The 18424-nt window shown below is 47.3% G+C and carries 11 protein-coding genes; 8 read left to right on the top strand and 3 right to left on the bottom strand.

Features of this window, described 5'->3' with window-relative positions:
- Window positions 1-21 precede the first annotated feature (21 nt).
- Entirely contained in the window at window positions 22-333 is a 312-nt protein-coding gene (gene rhaM / locus IEV61_RS06295) for an L-rhamnose mutarotase (RefSeq protein WP_188414839.1), read from the bottom strand.
- Window positions 334-589: 256 nt separating this feature from the next.
- On the bottom strand, window positions 590-3529 hold the full coding sequence (locus IEV61_RS06290) for a glycoside hydrolase family 2 protein (RefSeq protein ID WP_188414837.1): 2940 nt from the start codon (window positions 3527-3529) through the stop codon (window positions 590-592).
- Between the two features lie 311 nt (window positions 3530-3840).
- Between IEV61_RS06290 and IEV61_RS06285 the strand changes: the two genes are divergently transcribed.
- Window positions 3841-4848, top strand: coding sequence for a glycoside hydrolase family 43 protein (locus tag IEV61_RS06285; RefSeq protein WP_188414835.1), 1008 nt, complete (start codon window positions 3841-3843; stop codon window positions 4846-4848).
- An 858-nt stretch (window positions 4849-5706) separates the two neighbouring features.
- Here the strand turns inward: IEV61_RS06285 and IEV61_RS06280 are convergent.
- On the bottom strand, window positions 5707-7047 hold the full coding sequence (locus IEV61_RS06280; protein WP_188414834.1) for a glycoside hydrolase family 88/105 protein: 1341 nt from the start codon (window positions 7045-7047) through the stop codon (window positions 5707-5709).
- Between the two features lie 197 nt (window positions 7048-7244).
- Here IEV61_RS06280 and IEV61_RS06275 point away from each other — a divergent pair, with 197 nt between their 5' ends.
- The 7 genes from IEV61_RS06275 to IEV61_RS06245 all read left to right on the top strand — a co-directional run bounded on the left by IEV61_RS06275 (window position 7245) and on the right by IEV61_RS06245 (window position 18421).
- On the top strand, window positions 7245-8180 hold the full coding sequence (locus tag IEV61_RS06275; protein ID WP_188414832.1) for a glycoside hydrolase family 43 protein: 936 nt from the start codon (window positions 7245-7247) through the stop codon (window positions 8178-8180).
- Window positions 8181-8570: 390 nt separating this feature from the next.
- Window positions 8571-9896, top strand: a complete 1326-nt coding sequence (locus IEV61_RS06270; protein ID WP_229747056.1) for a rhamnogalacturonan acetylesterase — start codon at window positions 8571-8573, stop codon at window positions 9894-9896.
- A 17-nt stretch (window positions 9897-9913) separates the two neighbouring features.
- Complete coding sequence (locus IEV61_RS06265) at window positions 9914-11329, top strand: glycoside hydrolase family 28 protein (protein WP_188414830.1); 1416 nt, start codon at window positions 9914-9916, stop codon at window positions 11327-11329.
- Between the two features lie 6 nt (window positions 11330-11335).
- Complete coding sequence (locus IEV61_RS06260; RefSeq protein ID WP_188414828.1) at window positions 11336-13648, top strand: glycoside hydrolase family 2 TIM barrel-domain containing protein; 2313 nt, start codon at window positions 11336-11338, stop codon at window positions 13646-13648.
- Between the two features lie 91 nt (window positions 13649-13739).
- Window positions 13740-14507, top strand: a complete 768-nt coding sequence (locus tag IEV61_RS06255; protein ID WP_188414826.1) for a rhamnogalacturonan acetylesterase — start codon at window positions 13740-13742, stop codon at window positions 14505-14507.
- Between the two features lie 4 nt (window positions 14508-14511).
- Window positions 14512-15306, top strand: coding sequence for a rhamnogalacturonan acetylesterase (locus IEV61_RS06250; protein ID WP_188414824.1), 795 nt, complete (start codon window positions 14512-14514; stop codon window positions 15304-15306).
- Window positions 15307-15445: 139 nt separating this feature from the next.
- Complete coding sequence (locus tag IEV61_RS06245) at window positions 15446-18421, top strand: DUF4982 domain-containing protein (RefSeq protein WP_188414821.1); 2976 nt, start codon at window positions 15446-15448, stop codon at window positions 18419-18421.
- Window positions 18422-18424 lie beyond the last annotated feature (3 nt).

Raw genomic sequence — 18424 nt, 5'->3', positions numbered from 1 at the left:
GTTTAGTTTATTTTAAGAATATTAATCGAGATGAAAAACTTTGATGAGCGGCGTGCTCACGGGCGAATTATCGGGGTTGGTTTCCATAATATCGGCCATGTAGGCCCACCATTTCTGCACAATTTCGGTAGCACCTAAATCTTGCGACGATTGTCCAGACAGCAGTTGCACACCAAACAGGGTACTGGTTTCCTCATCCAGGAAAATGGTATAATCGCTGATGCCGTTCGTTCTCAACAGCGCCGAAAGCTCGGGCCATATTTCGTCATGGCGTTTTTGGTATTCATCCCTGAAGCCCGGTTTAAGCTTCATTTTAAAGGCTACTTTCTGCATAGTATAGTTTATAAACCCTTCCTAAACCCTCCCCTGGAGGGAGGGTTTGGGAAGAAGACATTGGTTTTACTTTTATTACGTCATTGCTTCGTACCTCGCAATGACGCGTCTTCTTACTGACTAATTTGTCATGCTGAGCTTGTCGAAGCATTCGCCGCTTGGTGAGGTCTTCGACATGCTCAGACTGACATGGCAATTGTTATATAAACCGAGCATTAGGGTGCGGATGCCAGAATGCTCGACTTCTATGTATCCCCTACTGCCCTTTTAACTTCTTAGCCGGGGCTGTTGATGGTGAACTGTCAAACAATTCATCTACCACAGGGCGAGTAAACTGCTGGGTATTTTTTCCGGCCTGCTCTAACAGTCCAAAGTAAAAGTATAGCGTACGTTTTGTAGTTCCGCCTAAATGGTTGGCCTCGCTAAGCGGACCCAATTTAGCCGTACTACCGTCAATTTTTAAACCCAGTTTGGTACCCATAGCCGGTATGGCATCCAAGAACGACAGGTTACCCGACGGCAGACTTGGGAAAGGCTTTATACCCGACAAGCCATAAAAATCGAACAAGCGAACGTACAGGTTAGGCTCCTTGGCAGCTACCACAAACTTACCTTCTACAGTGTTGAACTCCATCCAGGCAATATCGGCAAAGTAACCTTTAAACTCCGGGAATATCCAGGGAGCACTGCCGGTTTGCGTGTTGTTGTAGGCGTTTTCCCAAACGTTATCAACTACACCCTGTAAGCGGTTTTTCCATACCCGGTAAGGGCCTTTGCCCAGCCATTTGGCACCCAGTACAAAGTTTTCGGGGTAAGTAAAGGTAATCCCGGCATAAGGGTAATCGCCTTTGGGCAGATCGTACTCATAGTCAAGGCTTACCCAGCCGCTGCCGAACATTTTCCAGCGGGCATATTTCATATCGCCAGTGTAGGTAACTTCTACCAGTTCACCATCGGCCTCGGTACGGTGACGGATGTCCTTAAACGTTGCGGTTCCGCTTACCGGCATTGGTCCGCTGCCAAACGACAGGTTATCGCCCGTGTTGCCGGTCATGCTCAATATTTGCCCGTTGCGTTTGTTAAAGGTCATGCTAATGGTACCCGCTTTGAGCAACAGGGTGCTGTCGGTTTCGGTTACCTGCACCGGTTTAGTGCCGGTTAGGTCCATCACCTTATTTAATAAACGCTCATTGGTATTTTTCCACACCCAGCGGTATAAAAGGTTCTTGAACGGGTCGTAAGCCGAAAGTGTTAACGCGTCGTAGCTTTTCCAATCGGTGGGCAGGTTAATTTGCATGTTACCTGCAGCTACAGGCACTATAGAGGGTGCCGTTAATGTGCCTTTCTTTTTGGTGATGTAGCCACCATCGGTTTCGTTAGGCTTGCGGTAATCAATCAGTTCCCAGTTAAAGGTACACTGGTTTAAATTGGTGTAATGAAAACGGTTTTCTACCGGGATGGTGCCGTTAAAGTTAGCAGGCAGGTCTTTCATAGTTATATGCACGGGCGAGAAAATCTCGCGCAGGGCAAAAAAGCTGCCCTCCTTTTCACGGTGCGGACCTAACACGCCATCAGGGGCGTTTACGCCGTTCACATCAACAATATTGTTTTGGTCGGTGCGTACAATACCCTCATCAACCAAAGCCCAGATAAAGCCACCACCAGAACGTTTCGACTTCCAGTGCAGGTCCCAAAAGTCGGCCATGGCGGTACCGCCGCCGCCATCATCCTGTGCATGCAGAAACTCGGTAGGCATGTAAATAAGCGAATCGTTCAGGATGTTCTTGCTACTATAGTAATCTTCGTAGTGGTTACAATCTATACCGTTAAAGGCATTGCCCGGCTTATGGTGCGGGTGAATAACCGGGCGTTTAGAAAAGTCGTATTTCACAAACTCCTGGTCCAGTTCCTTATTGGTACCACCCTCGTTACCGTTATCCCAAAAAATAATGGATGGATGGTTTTCATCGCGCAGCACCATTTCTTTCACCAGCTTTTTACCTGCCGCAGTGCTGTAAGCTTTTTGCCATCCGGCTAATTCGTCTAACACGTATAAACCTAACGAATCGCAAATTTCCAAAAACTTTTTATCGGGCGGGTAATGCGACATGCGCACCGCATTCATGTTCATTTCCTTCATCAGCTTTACGTCCATCAGCTGTATATCATCGTTGAGGGTACGGCCGGTTTCGGGCCACCAGCTATGGCGGTTAATGCCTTTCATCTTCACGTTAACGCCGTTGATGTAAATACCATCGCCTTTACGGATCTCAATAGTACGGAAACCAAATTTTTCAGTCGTTTGATAAATGGTACTGCCGCCAGATTTTAACGCCACATTTACTTTATACAGGTTAGGCGTTTCGGAAGTCCACTGCAATGGGTTGTTTACCTTGGCGGCTATATTTACTACCGAATCGGTCGACCGTACATTAGCGGTCATGCTTTTCAGCAGCTTACCCTTTAGGTCGGTTATCTGGGTAACTACCTGCATATTTTGTTTCAAATGCTCGGGGTAAACCTGCATCTTAAAATCGCCATTGGCTTTGGCATCAATAGCTATATGGCTAATGTGTTGTTTGGGATAAGCGGCCAGGTATACCGGTCGAAAAATACCGCCGAACACCCAGTAATCGGCCAAACGCTCGGCATTGTTTACCGAGGCATCGGCACTCATTTTGCTTACGCGGGCTTCGAGCAGGTTATTGCTGCCAAATTTGAGCTTATTGCTGATGTTGTATTTAAACTCGTAAAAAGCGCCCTGATGTTTTTCGCCTGTGGCTTTACCATTGATCTTTACTTCGGTATCCGTCATCGATCCCTCGAAAACCAAATACACATCCATATTGGCCCAGGCTTTAGGCACAGCGAAGTTTAGTTTATAGATACCCTGCTCATCGGCAAAGCGAAAGTTTTTACCATAAGTTTTATAATCGCGGCCATAATTGTAAGCACCAAAACCTTGTTGCTCCCAGCAGGAAGGCACGGCTATTTTAGTCCAGTAACCGCTTTTACGGCCGCCGGTGCAATAAAAATCCCATTGTACTTTGGTACGGTTGTCGCGGCCCGAAAGGTATTTAATTTGTTGGCTACCCAATTGGGCGCTGGCCTCATACCAATTGACTATCAGCAAAGATGCCGTAAACAGAACCGGCTTTAAAATACGTGCGCAACCGGCAAGAAAGTTTAACTTCATAGGTAAATTTTAACTCCTTCGGAAGCAGCGAAGATTTTAACCGGCAACATATCTAAAGTTATAATTATCAATTTAACATTTATATCTTTGATTTGATAGGAACGGCTAAAAACTGCTTGCAGGATGTTTGTTTATTACTTGGTTTAAGGGCACAAGGTACTCACTCGGGCAGGCTCATCTATCCTGAACTATCATGAAATTTTAGTACCTCAATCGCAAATTACTTATTATCAAAAATTTGTCGTTACCGGGCATAAGGCCCCGGCATGGCAATGCGCTGTTAATACAATAAACCAATTGCCAACACCTCCATGATGAATCTTACTTACTTTACCATTTTAAAAGCAGCGCTCCTACTGGCCATTCCATCCATTTTTAATGGCCGGGCCACCCAAACAGCTGCTCCTGTTGCCGATACCGTGATTCATGCTACCGGCAACCCCATTATTACTCATAAGTATACCGCCGACCCTGCCGCTTTGGTATATAAAGACAAAGTGTACCTGTATACCGGCCACGATGAGGCCCCAAAAAACCAGGCGCGCTACGTAATGAACGATTGGCAAGTGTTCTCCTCGCCCGATATGGTGACCTGGACCGAACATGCCGTTCCGCTTAAAGTAAAAGATTTTGCCTGGGCCAAAGGTGATGCCTGGGCCGGACAGGTAATTGAGCGCAACGGTAAATTTTACTGGTATGCAGCCGTAGAACACGGCACCATTCATGGAAAAGCTATTGGTGTTGCCGTGGCCGATAACCCTTTAGGTCCGTTTAAAGATGCCCGCGGTTCGGCCATTATTACCAACGATATGACCACCGAGGCCAAAATTAGCTGGGACGATATTGACCCTACTGTTTTTATAGACGATGACGGGCAAGCTTACCTCATGTGGGGTAACACCACCTGCCATTACGCCAAACTCAAAAACAACATGACCGAGTTGGATGGCCCTATGATGAAAGTGGAAGGCTTACCCAAGTTTACCGAAGCGCCCTGGTTGCACAAGCGTAAAGGCTGGTACTACCTGAGTTACGCTACCGAATTCCCCGAAAAAATAGCTTATGCCATGAGCCGCAGCATCAAGGGCCCTTGGGTATACAAAGGCATTATTAACGAAATAGCCGGAAACTCCAACACTAACCACCAGGCCATTATTACCTTTAAAGGCAAAGATTATTTTATTTACCACAACGGCGCTCTCACACCCGATGCGGGCAGCTATCACCGGTCGGTTTGTATTGATGATTTATATTACAACGCCGATGGTACCATTAAACGGGTGATCATGACGAGCGAGGGCGTGAAGAAGGTGAAGTAACCCCTCCCCGGCCCTCCCCAAGAGGGAGGGAGTTAAACGCAACCTGCGCTCGTCTGCGACGAGTGCTTAACATGGGCTGGCGATTGCATCGCCCTCTAAAAGAAGCTACCCCCGCAAACCTATATATTACTGATTCTGCTTGTTAACCTTACACAATTACAAGCGCAGCCCAACTGGTGTAATATCCGCACGTATGGCACCAAAGGCCATGGACAAACCACCAGTTACATCATGTAAGTGGTTTTGAGGTTTTGCCTGCTGGAGCAGTTAGTAAGAAGATGATTAAGGTTCAGTAAGCATGGTGTCATTTTGAAAGATTGTGAAATCTTATACGAGTGGTTATTGCGTTTTGAACTTTGTTCTGTACTGTGAACGTACTTCGTCTCCTCTTGGCCGGAGAGGCCCATTACGTTATTCACGTGCGTTTGTTTTTTAAAGGTGTTCATGAGATCGCTATCGCTTAGTTTTGTCTTGATACAAAAAGTAACAAAAAAATCAAGACAGAAAAAAGCTTCACCCGCACAAGGCCCACGCTGGCCCGCTTTTCTGTCATCCCCACGCTCTTATTTGTAGGTATACTGACAGGCCTACGCTCTTTTAAAATATTGTAGGATTGCCGAACAGTGCTGCCCTTAATGCTTCTTTCCAATTCCCTCCCTCGGGAGGGCAGGGAGGGGTCTAATGGAGCAGTTCATCAACCATAATCGTCAAACCCCTCCCTGCCAATGCACCATCCAGCCGCACCCCTCCACAAGGGAGGGAATTAAAACGAAACCTAATTCCTTCCCTCGAGAGGCGGCAAGGGAATTATAAAACAAACCCTGTTCCCTCTCCTTTGGGGAGGGTTAGGGAGGGGTTTTAATTCTTCATCATCAACGCACTATCATTCACCTCAAAGGTGTGTTTCTTCAATAAATTGATAACCTCGGCTCCGGCCAGCAGTACCGGGCCATAGCCGTGGGCAGCATACACATTAACCGGGCGGTAGTAATAAAACGCCGGGTCGAAGGCCATGCCCGTACCTACACATACGCCTTCTACTTGTCCCTCGGCATTTACTTTGGTGGTTACGGCGTTCCAAGCCAACAGGGTAGCAGGGCCATAAGCTCTACCATTGAGCCAGCCTTGGTTTATACCACGGGCCAGGCAATAGGCATAAATAGCGGTAGCCGATGTTTCGAGGTAGCTATCATTACGATCCAATAACTGGTGCCAGAAACCCTGACTGCTTTGGTAAGCCACCAACCCTTTGGCTAAGGCTTGGTACTGTGCCAGTACGGCAGCACGGCCCGGATGTTGGGCAGGCAATACATCCAGCAACTCAGTCATGGCCATTAAAGCCCAGCCGTTGGCACGGCCCCAATGAAACTGCGGATGCACATCCATTTCCTGTACCCAACCGTGCATGTAAACTCCTTTTTCGCGGTTAAACATGCGGGCGCTGAATTGCAGCACCTGTTTCACGGCATCATCATAATACTTGTTATCGCCGGTTAGTTTGCCCATTTGTGCCAGAGCAGGCACGCTCATAAACATATCATCGAGCCACAGGGTGTTTTGCTGCGGACGGTTACGGGCCAGCGTACCATCGGCAAAGCGTTGCTGTTTGGTGGATATAAAGTTGATAAAGTTATCGGCCATGGGGCGCAGGTTAGCCGAAGCACCACCCATGCAGATGGTTTTAATGGTGGCCGCACACAGTGCACCGGCATCATCCAAAGCACCGGGCTGCATTACCGAATGCAGCGGGTTACGGCGCGATGGATGTTGCTGATCCAGCTTTTTGAATGCAGGTACGGCATCGGCCAAAAAGTTGAGCCGGGTTTTGGTATACTCGGTATAGCGGCTATCGCCGGTGGCCTCTCCGGCCAATAGCATGCCGGCATAGGTTACGCCCCACTCGTAACTGGTGAGCCTGAAATCGCCGGGTTTGAAAATGGTATTGGTATCGGCGGCAGCTAAACTTACCACGGCATTGGTACTGCGGTTAACGAACTGTGCAGGGGTACCTTTGTCCAGGTAGCCCAGTATGCGGTCGAGCGTTTGTTTTACCTTAGCCTGGTTGGGCACATCATAAGGCACCGGGTAGTTAACCTTCATGGCGTGCAAAGGCGTAACTACATCATTTACCTTTTGTGCATAAGTTGATGACCCTGCAAGCATGGCGCAATACAGCAAAAATCCGGCTTTTATCTTCATAATCTATTGGTTGTGTACCGGCCTGGTTAGAGCCGACAGGTTTATGTACTAATGTACATTAGGCTTGGCAAATTAAATCCAATAATTTTTAAAGTACTATATTTTGGCAGACAGTGTAGGACGGTTAAACTATTTTATCCTTACCTAATCCTATACCTTTGGCTAATTTAGCTGCCTGCTACAAACCATTTATATTCATGAAGAAGCTTTTTATCCTGTTTTTACTCCTTATTCCTGCTTTTGTGCAGGCGCAAACCACACCTAAAGAGGTTTATATTTTCTGTTATTTTAAAGGCAGCAGTGCCGATGGATTGCACTTGGCCGCCAGCACCGACGGTCTTAAATGGACAGCCTTGAAAAACGATAGTTCTTTCCTGAAACCGGCGGTGGCCAAAGACCGCCTCATGCGCGACCCTTGCATTATTAAAGGTGCCGATGGGCTTTTCCACATGGTGTGGACTGTTAGCTGGAACGATAAAGGAATAGGATACGCCAGTTCGGCCGATTTGATCCACTGGTCGGAACAGCAATTTTTGCCCGTAATGGCTAAAGAAGAAGGCGCGCGTAACTCCTGGGCACCCGAGGTTACTTACGATGCCAAATCGAAGCAATACATGATCTATTGGGCCACAACCATTAAAGGCCGCTACCCTGCGGTCGATAGCACAGCCGAAGCGGGCTACAATCACCGCCTGTACTATACGCTAACCAAAGACTTTAAAACCTTTACTAATACCAAGCTGCTGTATGATCCGGAGTTTAACATCATAGATGCTACCATAGTACCGCAAGGCAAAAAATTCATCATGTTTTTTAAGGATGAAACGCTGAAGCCGGTGCAAAAGAACATTAAGATTGCTTATGCCAATAAACTGACCGGCCCCTACAAACAAACCGACCCTAAAATAACCGGCGACTACTGGGCCGAGGGACCAACCACCCTGCAAATTGGCAAGCAATGGTTTGTGTACTTCGATAAATACCGCAACCATAAATATGGTGCCATAACCTCCACCGACCTCAAGACTTGGAAAGATATTTCTGACGAAGTGCAACTGCCCTCGGGCATCCGCCATGGTACGGTATTTAAAGTAACCGCGGCCGAATATGAAAAACTGAAGGCAGTAAAATAGCTTGTTGCAACCAGTGAATTAGTGTTGACCCCAGCCATGAAGTTTTTTGAGGAAATATGAAGATTTATGAAAAAAACATGAAGATTTTTAAACTTTCATCTACTGCATTTTAGCCTTCTTCAAGTAGCTGAACTACAATAACGAACCAACTTACATAAAGCTAAGCGCCCCGGCGCCCTGAGGGGGAGTAATATTTGCAACCGGCAATGTCATGTATCAATCCTGTTATAAATCCCGAATTTTAAGAGCAGAGAGGCTTTTGCGGTGCTCTTTGCAGGACGGTACAGGATACCCTTTAAGCTCACTTAAAATAAATTTGAGCCTACAGTTTATAACCAAACCTGCATCAGCGCAGGTATAAACCACTGTGAACATTTAACTTACGCTACAATGATGAGGTCAACCTCCGTAAAAATTATTGCACTATCGTTAACAACGGTACTTGCAGGCATGGTCATGAACACCTATGCCCAAAGCAGACGCTATAAATTTGACTTTGGCAGCGGTAAGGCCAAACCAGGCTTTACACAGATAACCCCTGCTAAAACTTATACAGATACCTACGGCTTTGATTTTGGCACCACTGTGCAGGCCGTTGTCCGCAAAGGCAAAGCTGGTACCGGTTTTATAACCGCCGATCAGCCTTTTTACTTTTCGGCAGCGGTTCCCGAGGGTAATTACAAAATAACCCTAACCTTGGGCGATAGCCAAAACGCGAGCCAAACCACGGTAAAAGCCGAATCGCGCAGGTTGATGCTCGAAAACGTAACCACCAAGCCGGGCGAAATTAAAAAGGTAAGTTTCATTGTCAACGTGCGCATACCCGAAATAGCCAACGGCGTAAAAGTGGCCCTGAAACCACGCGAGGTTGGCAAACTGGATTGGGACAACAAATTAACCCTCGAGTTTGATGGTAAAACCCGCCTTAACGCCATGGAGATAGAAAAAGTTGATAACCAGATCACCGTTTACCTGGCAGGTAATTCTACCGTGGTAGACCAAGATGATGAGCCATGGGCATCCTGGGGACAAATGATTCCGCGTTTTTTTAAGCCGGGTGTAGCTATAGCCAACCATGCCGAATCGGGTTTAACGCTGGGCAGCTTTATGGGCAGCAGGCGTTTAGATAAAGTAATGAGCATTATCAAACCCGGCGATTACCTCTTTATTGAGTTTGGCCATAACGATCAGAAAGAAAAAGGCCCTAACGATGGCCCTTATAAATCATACACCGAACGCTTTAAGACCTTCATCAGCAGAACTCGTGAAAAAGGCGCCATCCCGGTTATTGTAACCTCCACTTCACGCCGTTCTTTTAATGCCGACGGCAAAACGGTGAATACCCTGGGCGATTATCCCGCCGCAGCACGTAAAGTAGCGCAGGAGGAAAAGGTACAACTTATTGATCTTAACGAAATGACCACCCGCTTTTACGATGCTATGGGTGTGGAACCCTCTAAAAAAGCATTTGTACATTACCCCGCCAACACCTTTCCCGGCCAGGATAAAGCACTGGAAGACAATACACACTTTAACCCTTATGGTGCCTACGAATTGGCTAAATGCATCGTAGAAGGCATCAAGGCATCAGATTTAGGCTTGAAAAAGTATTTAGTTGATATGCCCAACTTTAACCCATCGCACCCTGATGCTATCGATAGTTTCAACTGGCCAATGAGTCCAAAAAACTCATCTGTAAAGCCCGATGGCAATTGAAACTTGCAACCTGCCTTATGAAAAAGCACCTGCATATTTTTACCGCATTACTGTTATTCCTTTACATACCCTTGGTCAAAGCGGCAGATGAGCCTGGTTGGGTAAAAACTGTAGGTGCCAAAAAGTTCCCTTCAAAAACCAAAGCCTACTTGGTGAACGATTTTGCAGCCGTTAACGATGGTACAACGCTTAACACCAAGGCTATCCAGCAGGCTATTGATAAATGTGCAGCCGCAGGTGGAGGCATTGTAAAGTTTAAGCCAGGCAAATACTTAACCGGTTCGTTGTTTCTTAAAAACAATGTAAACCTGCAGCTTGATGAAAGCACCGAATTAATGGGCAGCCAAAACATAGCCGATTACCCTGAAATTGATACTCGTGTAGCCGGCATTGAGATGAAATGGCCTGCCGCCCTCATCAATATCCTGAACCAAAGCAACGTAGCCATTACTGGCAAGGGGCTGGTAAACGCACAGGGTAAACCATTTTGGGATATGTACCGCACCATGCGCAAAGAGTATGATGCCAAGGGATTACGCTGGATTATTGACTACGACGCTAAACGCCCTCGTACCTTACTGGTAACTAACGCCACCGACGTCACCATTAAAGGCATTACCTTGCAACAGGCCGGCTTTTGGACGGTGCAGTTGCTATACTCTACCCAAGTTACCATCGATGGCATTACCATTCGCAACAACGTAGAGGGGCATGGCCCAAGCACCGATGGCATTGATGTAGATTCATCTACCAAAATTTTAATTCAAAACTGCGATATTGATTGTAACGATGATGACTTCTGTTTAAAAGCAGGTAGAGACTGGGACGGCTTACGGGTAAATAAGCCAACCGAATACGTGGTCGTTCGTGATTGTATTGCCCGTGCAGGCTCGGGCTTATTAACGCTGGGCAGCGAAACATCCGGCGATATTCGCCACGTGTACGCTACCCGTTTAACCGGCAACGGCACCAGCAACGGCTTAAACTTAAAGTCGGCCGTTACACGCGGTGGTACTTTGGAAGATATACACTTTACCGATATTACCATGAACGGTGTGGGCACGGCTTTTCAAATTACCCTGAACTGGAATCCAAGCTACAGTTACTCCAAATTGCCCGAGGGATATACCGAAAGCAACCTGCCTCCGCACTGGAAAAAATTATTGACCAAGGTTGAACCTACCTCTAAAGGGATTCCTCATTTTAAGGATGTATACATTAGCAACATTAAAGCCACTGGCGCTAAAAAAGCAGTAAATGCCATTGGCTTACCAGAATCTGCATTGCAAAACTTCCATTTTAAAAACGTAGATATTAGTGCTGCCACTGCCGGAAGCGTGAAATTTGCCGAAGGCTGGAAGTGGGAAAACAGCAAAATTACTGCTGCCGATAACAGCACCCTAACCATTCCGAACTTAACAACCCAGCATTAATCCACCATGAAAAAAAGAACACAATTAATGGTTGCTTTGCTGCTGGCAGCAACATCGGCTACGCAGGCACAGCGATCCATTACCTCCTTTGATGATAACTGGGCGTTTTATAAAGGTGATGCCACCGGTGCTGAACAAACCACTTTTAACGATAAAGCTTGGCGCAAGCTTAGCCTGCCGCACGATTGGAGCATTGAAGGCCCGTACGACCAGGCAAACCCTACCAGCCGCGGCGGAGGTTACTTACCCGCAGGCATAGGCTGGTACCGCAAGCAGTTTACTTTAGGCAAAGCCGATGCCGGTAAAAATATTACGGTAGAGTTTGATGGCGTAATGGCCAACAGCGATGTTTGGGTAAACGGCAAACATTTAGGTAAGCGCCCCTACGGTTACAGCAGCTTTATATACGATGTTACACCCTACGTTTCTTTTGACAAACCCAATATCATAGCTGTCAAGGCTGATAATAGCATACAACCCGCATCGCGTTATTACACCGGTGCCGGCATTTACCGCCATGTTAGGCTAGTAGCTTTAAACCCGGTACATTTTACCCCTTGGAGCGTTTACGTAACCACACCCGTAGCTACCACAACAAAAGGTACCGTTAAAATTCAGGCGCAGGTAATTAATACCACCAAAGCAGCGGGCGAGTATACCATAAGTACTACTATTACAGATGCAACGGGTAAAACCGTAAGTGCCACAGGCAGTATTAAAACCATAGCAGCCGGGCAAACTGCCGATTTTAATTTAGAGGCCCAGGTTAATAATCCAAAACTTTGGAATTTAGATGAGCCTGCCTTATACACCGCTGTTACGCGTGTTACTAAAGGCAAAGAAGTGCTGGACGATGTTAAAACCACCTTCGGCATCCGCGAAGCAAAGTTTGAGGCGGCCACCGGCTTTTGGCTGAATGGTAAGAATATTAAGATCAAAGGCGTTTGCTTACACCACGATGGTGGTGCTGTAGGTGCGGCCGTACCGCTGGATGTTTGGGTAGAACGCTTTAAATTGTTAAAACAAGCAGGCGTTAACGGTATCCGTACTTCGCACAACCCGGTAACGCCTGAGTTTTTAGACCTCTGCGACCGAATGGGCTTTGTAGTGATGGATGAAACCTTCGACACCTGGACTGCAGCCAAGAACAATGGCGAAAAAGGCTACAACTTGTATTTTACGGATTGGTGGGAACGCGACACCCGCGATATGGTGATGCGCGACCGCAACCATCCATCTATCGTACTTTACAGCGTGGGTAACGAAATTCACGATAGCCTTAAAGACTCGGTAGGCTTTAAGAAATACCGCGATCAGCAAAACCTGATACATCAGTTAGACCCAGGTCGCCCGGTTACCATGGCCTTGTTTCGCCCCAACGTTTCGGGGGTTTATGCCAACGGTTTTGCCAATATGATGGATGTGGTAGGCCAAAACTACCGCGAAAACGAATTGATTGCCGCACATGAAGCCCATCCCAACTGGAAGGTGATAGGCACCGAAAACACGCACGTGCTAAACATGTGGCTGGCTTTAAGAGATAAACCTTACATGGCCGGTCAGTTTTTGTGGACAGGCTTTGATTACCTGGGCGAAGCCGACTGGCCCGAAACCACCAATAACCAAGGTCTATTTGACCGCGCAGGCAACTGGAAACAGCAAGGCTTGCAACGTGAAAGCTGGTGGAGTGACAAACCTGTGGTACACATTGTCCGTAAATCTGACAACGCCGGTGCCGGTACCTGGGTAGCTAACTGGACCCCTACCGACTTTGACACTTACGATAACGCCAAAGTACAGATATACAGCAATTGCGATGAAGTGGAACTGTTTCTTAACGGAAAATCGGAAGGAGTAAAAGCTAAACCTGCCGATGATTCGCCGCGCGACTGGGACATTAACTTTGAAAAAGGAACCATCCGTGCGGTAGGCCGCAACAAAGGTAAAGAGGTAACCAGCGAAGAGTTTAAATCGGCCGGTGCACCTGCCAAGATCATTTTATCGGCCACTAAAACGAAGCTAGCCAATACATTTGATGAGGTATCTATTATCAAAGCTACCCTGGTTGATGCCGCAGGCATCCCCTGCCCTAATGCCGATAACCTCATCAAGTTTGCGGTAAGCGGTGCGGGCAAAATACAAGCGGTAGATAACGGCAATATTCTAAGCCATGAAGCCTACCAGGCCAGCGAGCGCAAGGCGTTTCAAGGCAGTTGCATAGCCATTGTTAAAGCCAATGCCAATACAGGCACCATAACGTTCAACGCCAGCATGGCCGGTTTGCCAGATGCTACGTTAACCTTGCAAGCAACCAAATAAGCTCTTAAAAGCCCTCCCTTTTGGGGAGGGTTGGGAGGGGTATTAAACTATTTAACCAATAAACACTCATACCACTACGAACCAATTATATATGAAATTATTGAAACTCTCGGGGTTAGGCCTCATTGTGCTTATAGCCGCTCTGGCCTTTAAACAGCCCACCAAGCCTATTATTTATCTTATAGGCGATTCCACCGTGCATAATAACGACAAAGTGCAATGGGGATGGGGCTCTATCCTCCCCGATTACTTCGACCAAAACAAAGTTAGCATTAACAACCAGGCCATGGCAGGGCGCAGCACGCGTACCTTTATTAAAGAAAACCGCTGGCACCGCGTAGACTCCATGCTGCACCCCGGAGATTATGTGCTGATGCAATTTGGCCATAACGAAGGCAGCAAGCCCGATACCGGTAAAGCCGGCTACCGTGGCGTTTTAAAAGGCACAGGCGAAGAAACAGTGGAATTAACCTGGCCAAACGGTACTAAAGAAACTGTACATACTTACGGCTGGTACCTGCGCAAGTTCATCCGCGAAACCAAGGCCAAGGGTGCAACGCCTATCGTGCTGTCTATGATTCCGCGTAACGAGTTTCGCGATGGCAAAGTGCTGCGTGCCGATAACGATTACGGTAAGTGGGCTAGAGAAGTGGCCGAGCAAGAAAAAGTGGCTTTCATTAATTTGAACGGTATCACGGCCGATAAATATGACCAATGGGGAACCGATTCGGTAAAGAAATTCTTCCCGGGCGATCATACTCACCCTAACAAAATGGGCGCTACCGTAAACGCTCAATCGGTAGTAGAAGGCATTAAAGCCAATAAAGCAATTGCATTGAATAAATATCTTTTAAAGTAAGACGATGTTAAATACAAAATTAAGAACCGGTATCCTGGCCTTAGGTCTTGTAGTCATAGCCGGCGTGTTGTTCTCTTTTATGCAAAAACCGAAGCCAACGCTCTATCTGGTAGGCGATTCTACCGTAAAGAACGGTAAAGGCAAAGGCGATGGTGGCCTATGGGGTTGGGGCAGCTATGTGGGTACCTACTTCGATACCACTAAAATCACAGTAGAGAATGATGCCCTGGGCGGTACCAGCAGCCGTACCTTTCAAACACAGGGCTGGTGGGATAAAGTGCTGGTTAATATAAAACCCGGCGATTTTGTAGTAATGCAATTCGGGCATAACGATTCGAGCCCGCTGGTTGATACCTCCCGCGCACGCGGCACTATCAAAAGCAATAGCGACGAGAGTCAAGACCTGTTTAACCCGCTCACCAAAAAGCAGGAAGTGATACACAGCTATGGCTGGTATCTGCGTAAAATGATTGGCGAGGCTAAAGCTAAAGGCGCTACCGTGTTGGTATGCTCCCTTATTCCTCGCAACAGCTGGAAAGATGGCAAAGTAAATCGCAGCACTAACGATTATGGCTTATGGGCCTCTCAAGCTGCCAAACAAGGCGGCGCTGAGTTTATCGACCTGAACACTATAGTGTCTGAAGTTTACGATAAAGAAGGTCAGGAAAAAGTAGGCACCGTATACTTTACCGATAAAGATCATACACACACCATAAAGGCAGGTGCGCAACTGAACGCTAAATTGGTAGCCCAAGGCATTAAAGACAGTAAAAGCCCTTTGAGAAAATACTTGAAATAAGCCCCTCCTAAATCCTCCCTGGGAGGGAGGACTTTAATTATTAGCCCCTCCCCCTCCGGGGGGGATGGGGAGGGGCGCTTTTTTTCTGCTTAAGCAAGGGTTAAGCCCTTTTCACGCATCATTATTATAACCAATTTACATGAGGAGAGTATTACTTATTTCTTTATTAGTCTTGATGGTTATGGCAGAAATGCGGCGGGTTACTGCCCAATCGCTACCTGTACCACGTGCCAAATACAATTTTAACCCCGGCTGGAAGCTTTATGCAGGCGATACCACCGGTGCCGAAAAGCTTGAATTTAACGACGTTAACTGGCAAAGCATTACCCTGCCTCATGCATTTAACGAGGACGATGCTTTTAAAAAAGATATTCACGACCTTACCGTAGGCATTAGCTGGTACCGCAAAAAGTTCAGGGTGCCGCCCGGTAGTGCAGGTAAAAAACTATTTTTAGAGTTTGAGGGTATACGGCAGGCTGGTGAATTTTACCTCAACGGCAAGCCCATTGGCTTGAGCGAGAACGGCATTATGGCCTTCGGTTTCGACATTACTGATAAGGTAAACCTCAATGGTGACAACGAAATAGCCGCCCGTATAGACAACCGCTGGGACTATCGCGAAAAGGCCACCAACAGCCAGTTTCAATGGAACAATGCTAACTTTTATGCCAATTACGGGGGTATCAACAAAAATGTGTACCTGCACGTAACCGATAAAGTATACCAAACGCTTCCCTTATATTCTTCCTTTAAAACCACAGGAATTTACATTTATCCTCATGATTTTGATATAAAATTGCAAAAAGCCACAGTGGCTGTTGAAACCCAGGTCAAGAACGATTATTCGGTTCCAAAAAGGGTTCAATTAGATGTAGTGGTGGCCGATGCTGACGGGAAAGTGATCAAAACTACTACCGCCGGTAAGGCCACTATTGCCCCCGGCCAGTTGCAGATCATCAAGGCCGACATGCCGCTTACCAACCTCAATTTCTGGAGCTGGGGCTATGGCTATTTGTATGATGTGTACACCGTGCTTAAAGTAGATGGCGCCACCGTTGATGTGGTAAAAACCCGTACCGGTTTCCGCAAAACTGAATTTGCTAACGGCATGGTTACGCTGAACGACCGCGTACTGCAAATGCATGGTTACGCGCAGCGCAGCACCAACGAGTGGCCTGCCTTAGGCAATGCTGTACCGGCTTGGGTAAGCGATTACAGCAACGGCATGATGGTGGAAAGCAACGGCAACTTAGTGCGCTGGATGCACGTTACCCCCTGGAAACAGGATGTGGAATCGTGCGACAGGGTGGGCCTCATACAAGCTATGCCCGCCGGTGATGCCGAGGGCGACCCTAAAGACCGCCGCTGGGAGCAACGGTTAGAAGTAATGCGCGATGCCATGGTTTACAACCGCAATAACCCCAGTATCCTGTTTTATGAATCGGGCAACAAAGGGATCATTGAGGAACACATGAAAGACATGAAAGCCATCCGCGACGAGTTTGACCCGCACGGTGGCCGTGCCTCCGGCTCGCGCGAAATGCTGGAAAGTCCTGCGGCCGAGTATGGCGGCGAAATGCTTTACGTTAACAAAAGCGCTAAAATACCTTTCTGGGCTATGGAGTATTCGCGCGATGAAGCTTTGCGTAAGTACTGGGACGAGTTTTCGCCCCCTTACCACAAAAATGGTGATGGCCCTAAATACAAACAAGAAAGCGGCTTTAACTATAACCGCAACACCGACTCGCACGCGGTAGAGAACGCCGTGCGCTGGTACGATTACTGGCACGAGCGCCCGGGTACCGGCAAACGGGTAAGCTCGGGCGGGGTAAACATTGTCTTCTCCGATTCTAACACCCATTTCCGTGGCACCGAAAACTACCGCCGCAGCGGCGAGGTTGATGCATTGCGTATTCCGAAAGACGGCTTTTACACTCACAAGGTAATTTGGGACGGCTGGGTAGATCCTAACAAGAACGGCATCCATTTAGTAGGCCATTGGAACTATGCCAAGGGAACTCAAAAAGATGTATATGTAATTTCTACAGGCGATAAAGTACAGTTGTTATTGAACGGTAAATCGTTAGGTTATGGCGAACAATCGAACCAGTTCGTATTCACTTTCAAAAACATAAACTGGCAACCCGGCGAATTGAAAGCCGTTAGCTTTGATAACACAGGTAAAAAACTAAACGAAGAATTATTAAATACCGCAGGTGAACCCGCCGCTATTAAGCTCACCCCACACATTAGCCCAACCGGTTTCAAGGCCGATGGCGCCGATTTGGTTATTGTGGATGTGGAAGTGGTGGATGCTAAAGGTCAGCGTTGCCCCACGGCATTAAGCATGATCAACTTCGGTTTAAGCGGCCCTGCCGAATGGCGCGGTGGCTTAGCACAAGGCCCGGGTAATTATATTTTAGTGAAGAGCCTGCCGGTTGAGTGTGGTGTTAACCGTGTTATTTTACGTTCCATGCCGGAGGCAGGTAATATCCAACTAATGGCTAACGCCGATGGTTTAAAAGGAGCTACGATCAACCTAACTTCATTGCCGGTGCAGGTCAATGCAGGCATTAGTAATTATATAGCTGCTACGGAGCTTAAAGGCAGCTTAAAACGTGGGCCAACACCACAAGGCCCTTCTTACACTGTTAGCCGCAAGGCTATCGATATTGCCAGCGTAAGCTCGGGCTCTAACGCCGACAAGGCCAACAACAGCTACGATGACAACGAAACTACCAGTTGGACCAGCGATGGTAACGCACAAAACGGCTGGATAAAATATACATTTGCACAGCCCGAACAAATTGACGAGGTAACCATGAAGCTGGATAACTGGCGTAACCGCAAGTACCCTATCCGCATCAAAGTGGATAACCAGGTGGTATACACCGGCGAAACCACGCAGAGCTTAGGTTATGTCACTATCCCCGTAAAACCCACCAAAGGCAAAACCCTTACGGTTGAGCTTACCGGCGCCAATACCGATAAGGACGGTTTTGGACTGGTAGAGGTTACCGGCAAAAAAGATGCGAACGGCATGGCCGTACCCGAGAAAAAAGCCACGGCCATTTTAGCCATTAACGAAATAGAGATCTATCATAAACTACAATAAAAA

This window comes from Mucilaginibacter galii (genome assembly GCF_014635825.1).
Taxonomy (GTDB): domain Bacteria; phylum Bacteroidota; class Bacteroidia; order Sphingobacteriales; family Sphingobacteriaceae; genus Mucilaginibacter; species Mucilaginibacter galii.
This window is presented reverse-complemented; position numbering and strand designations above follow the sequence as displayed.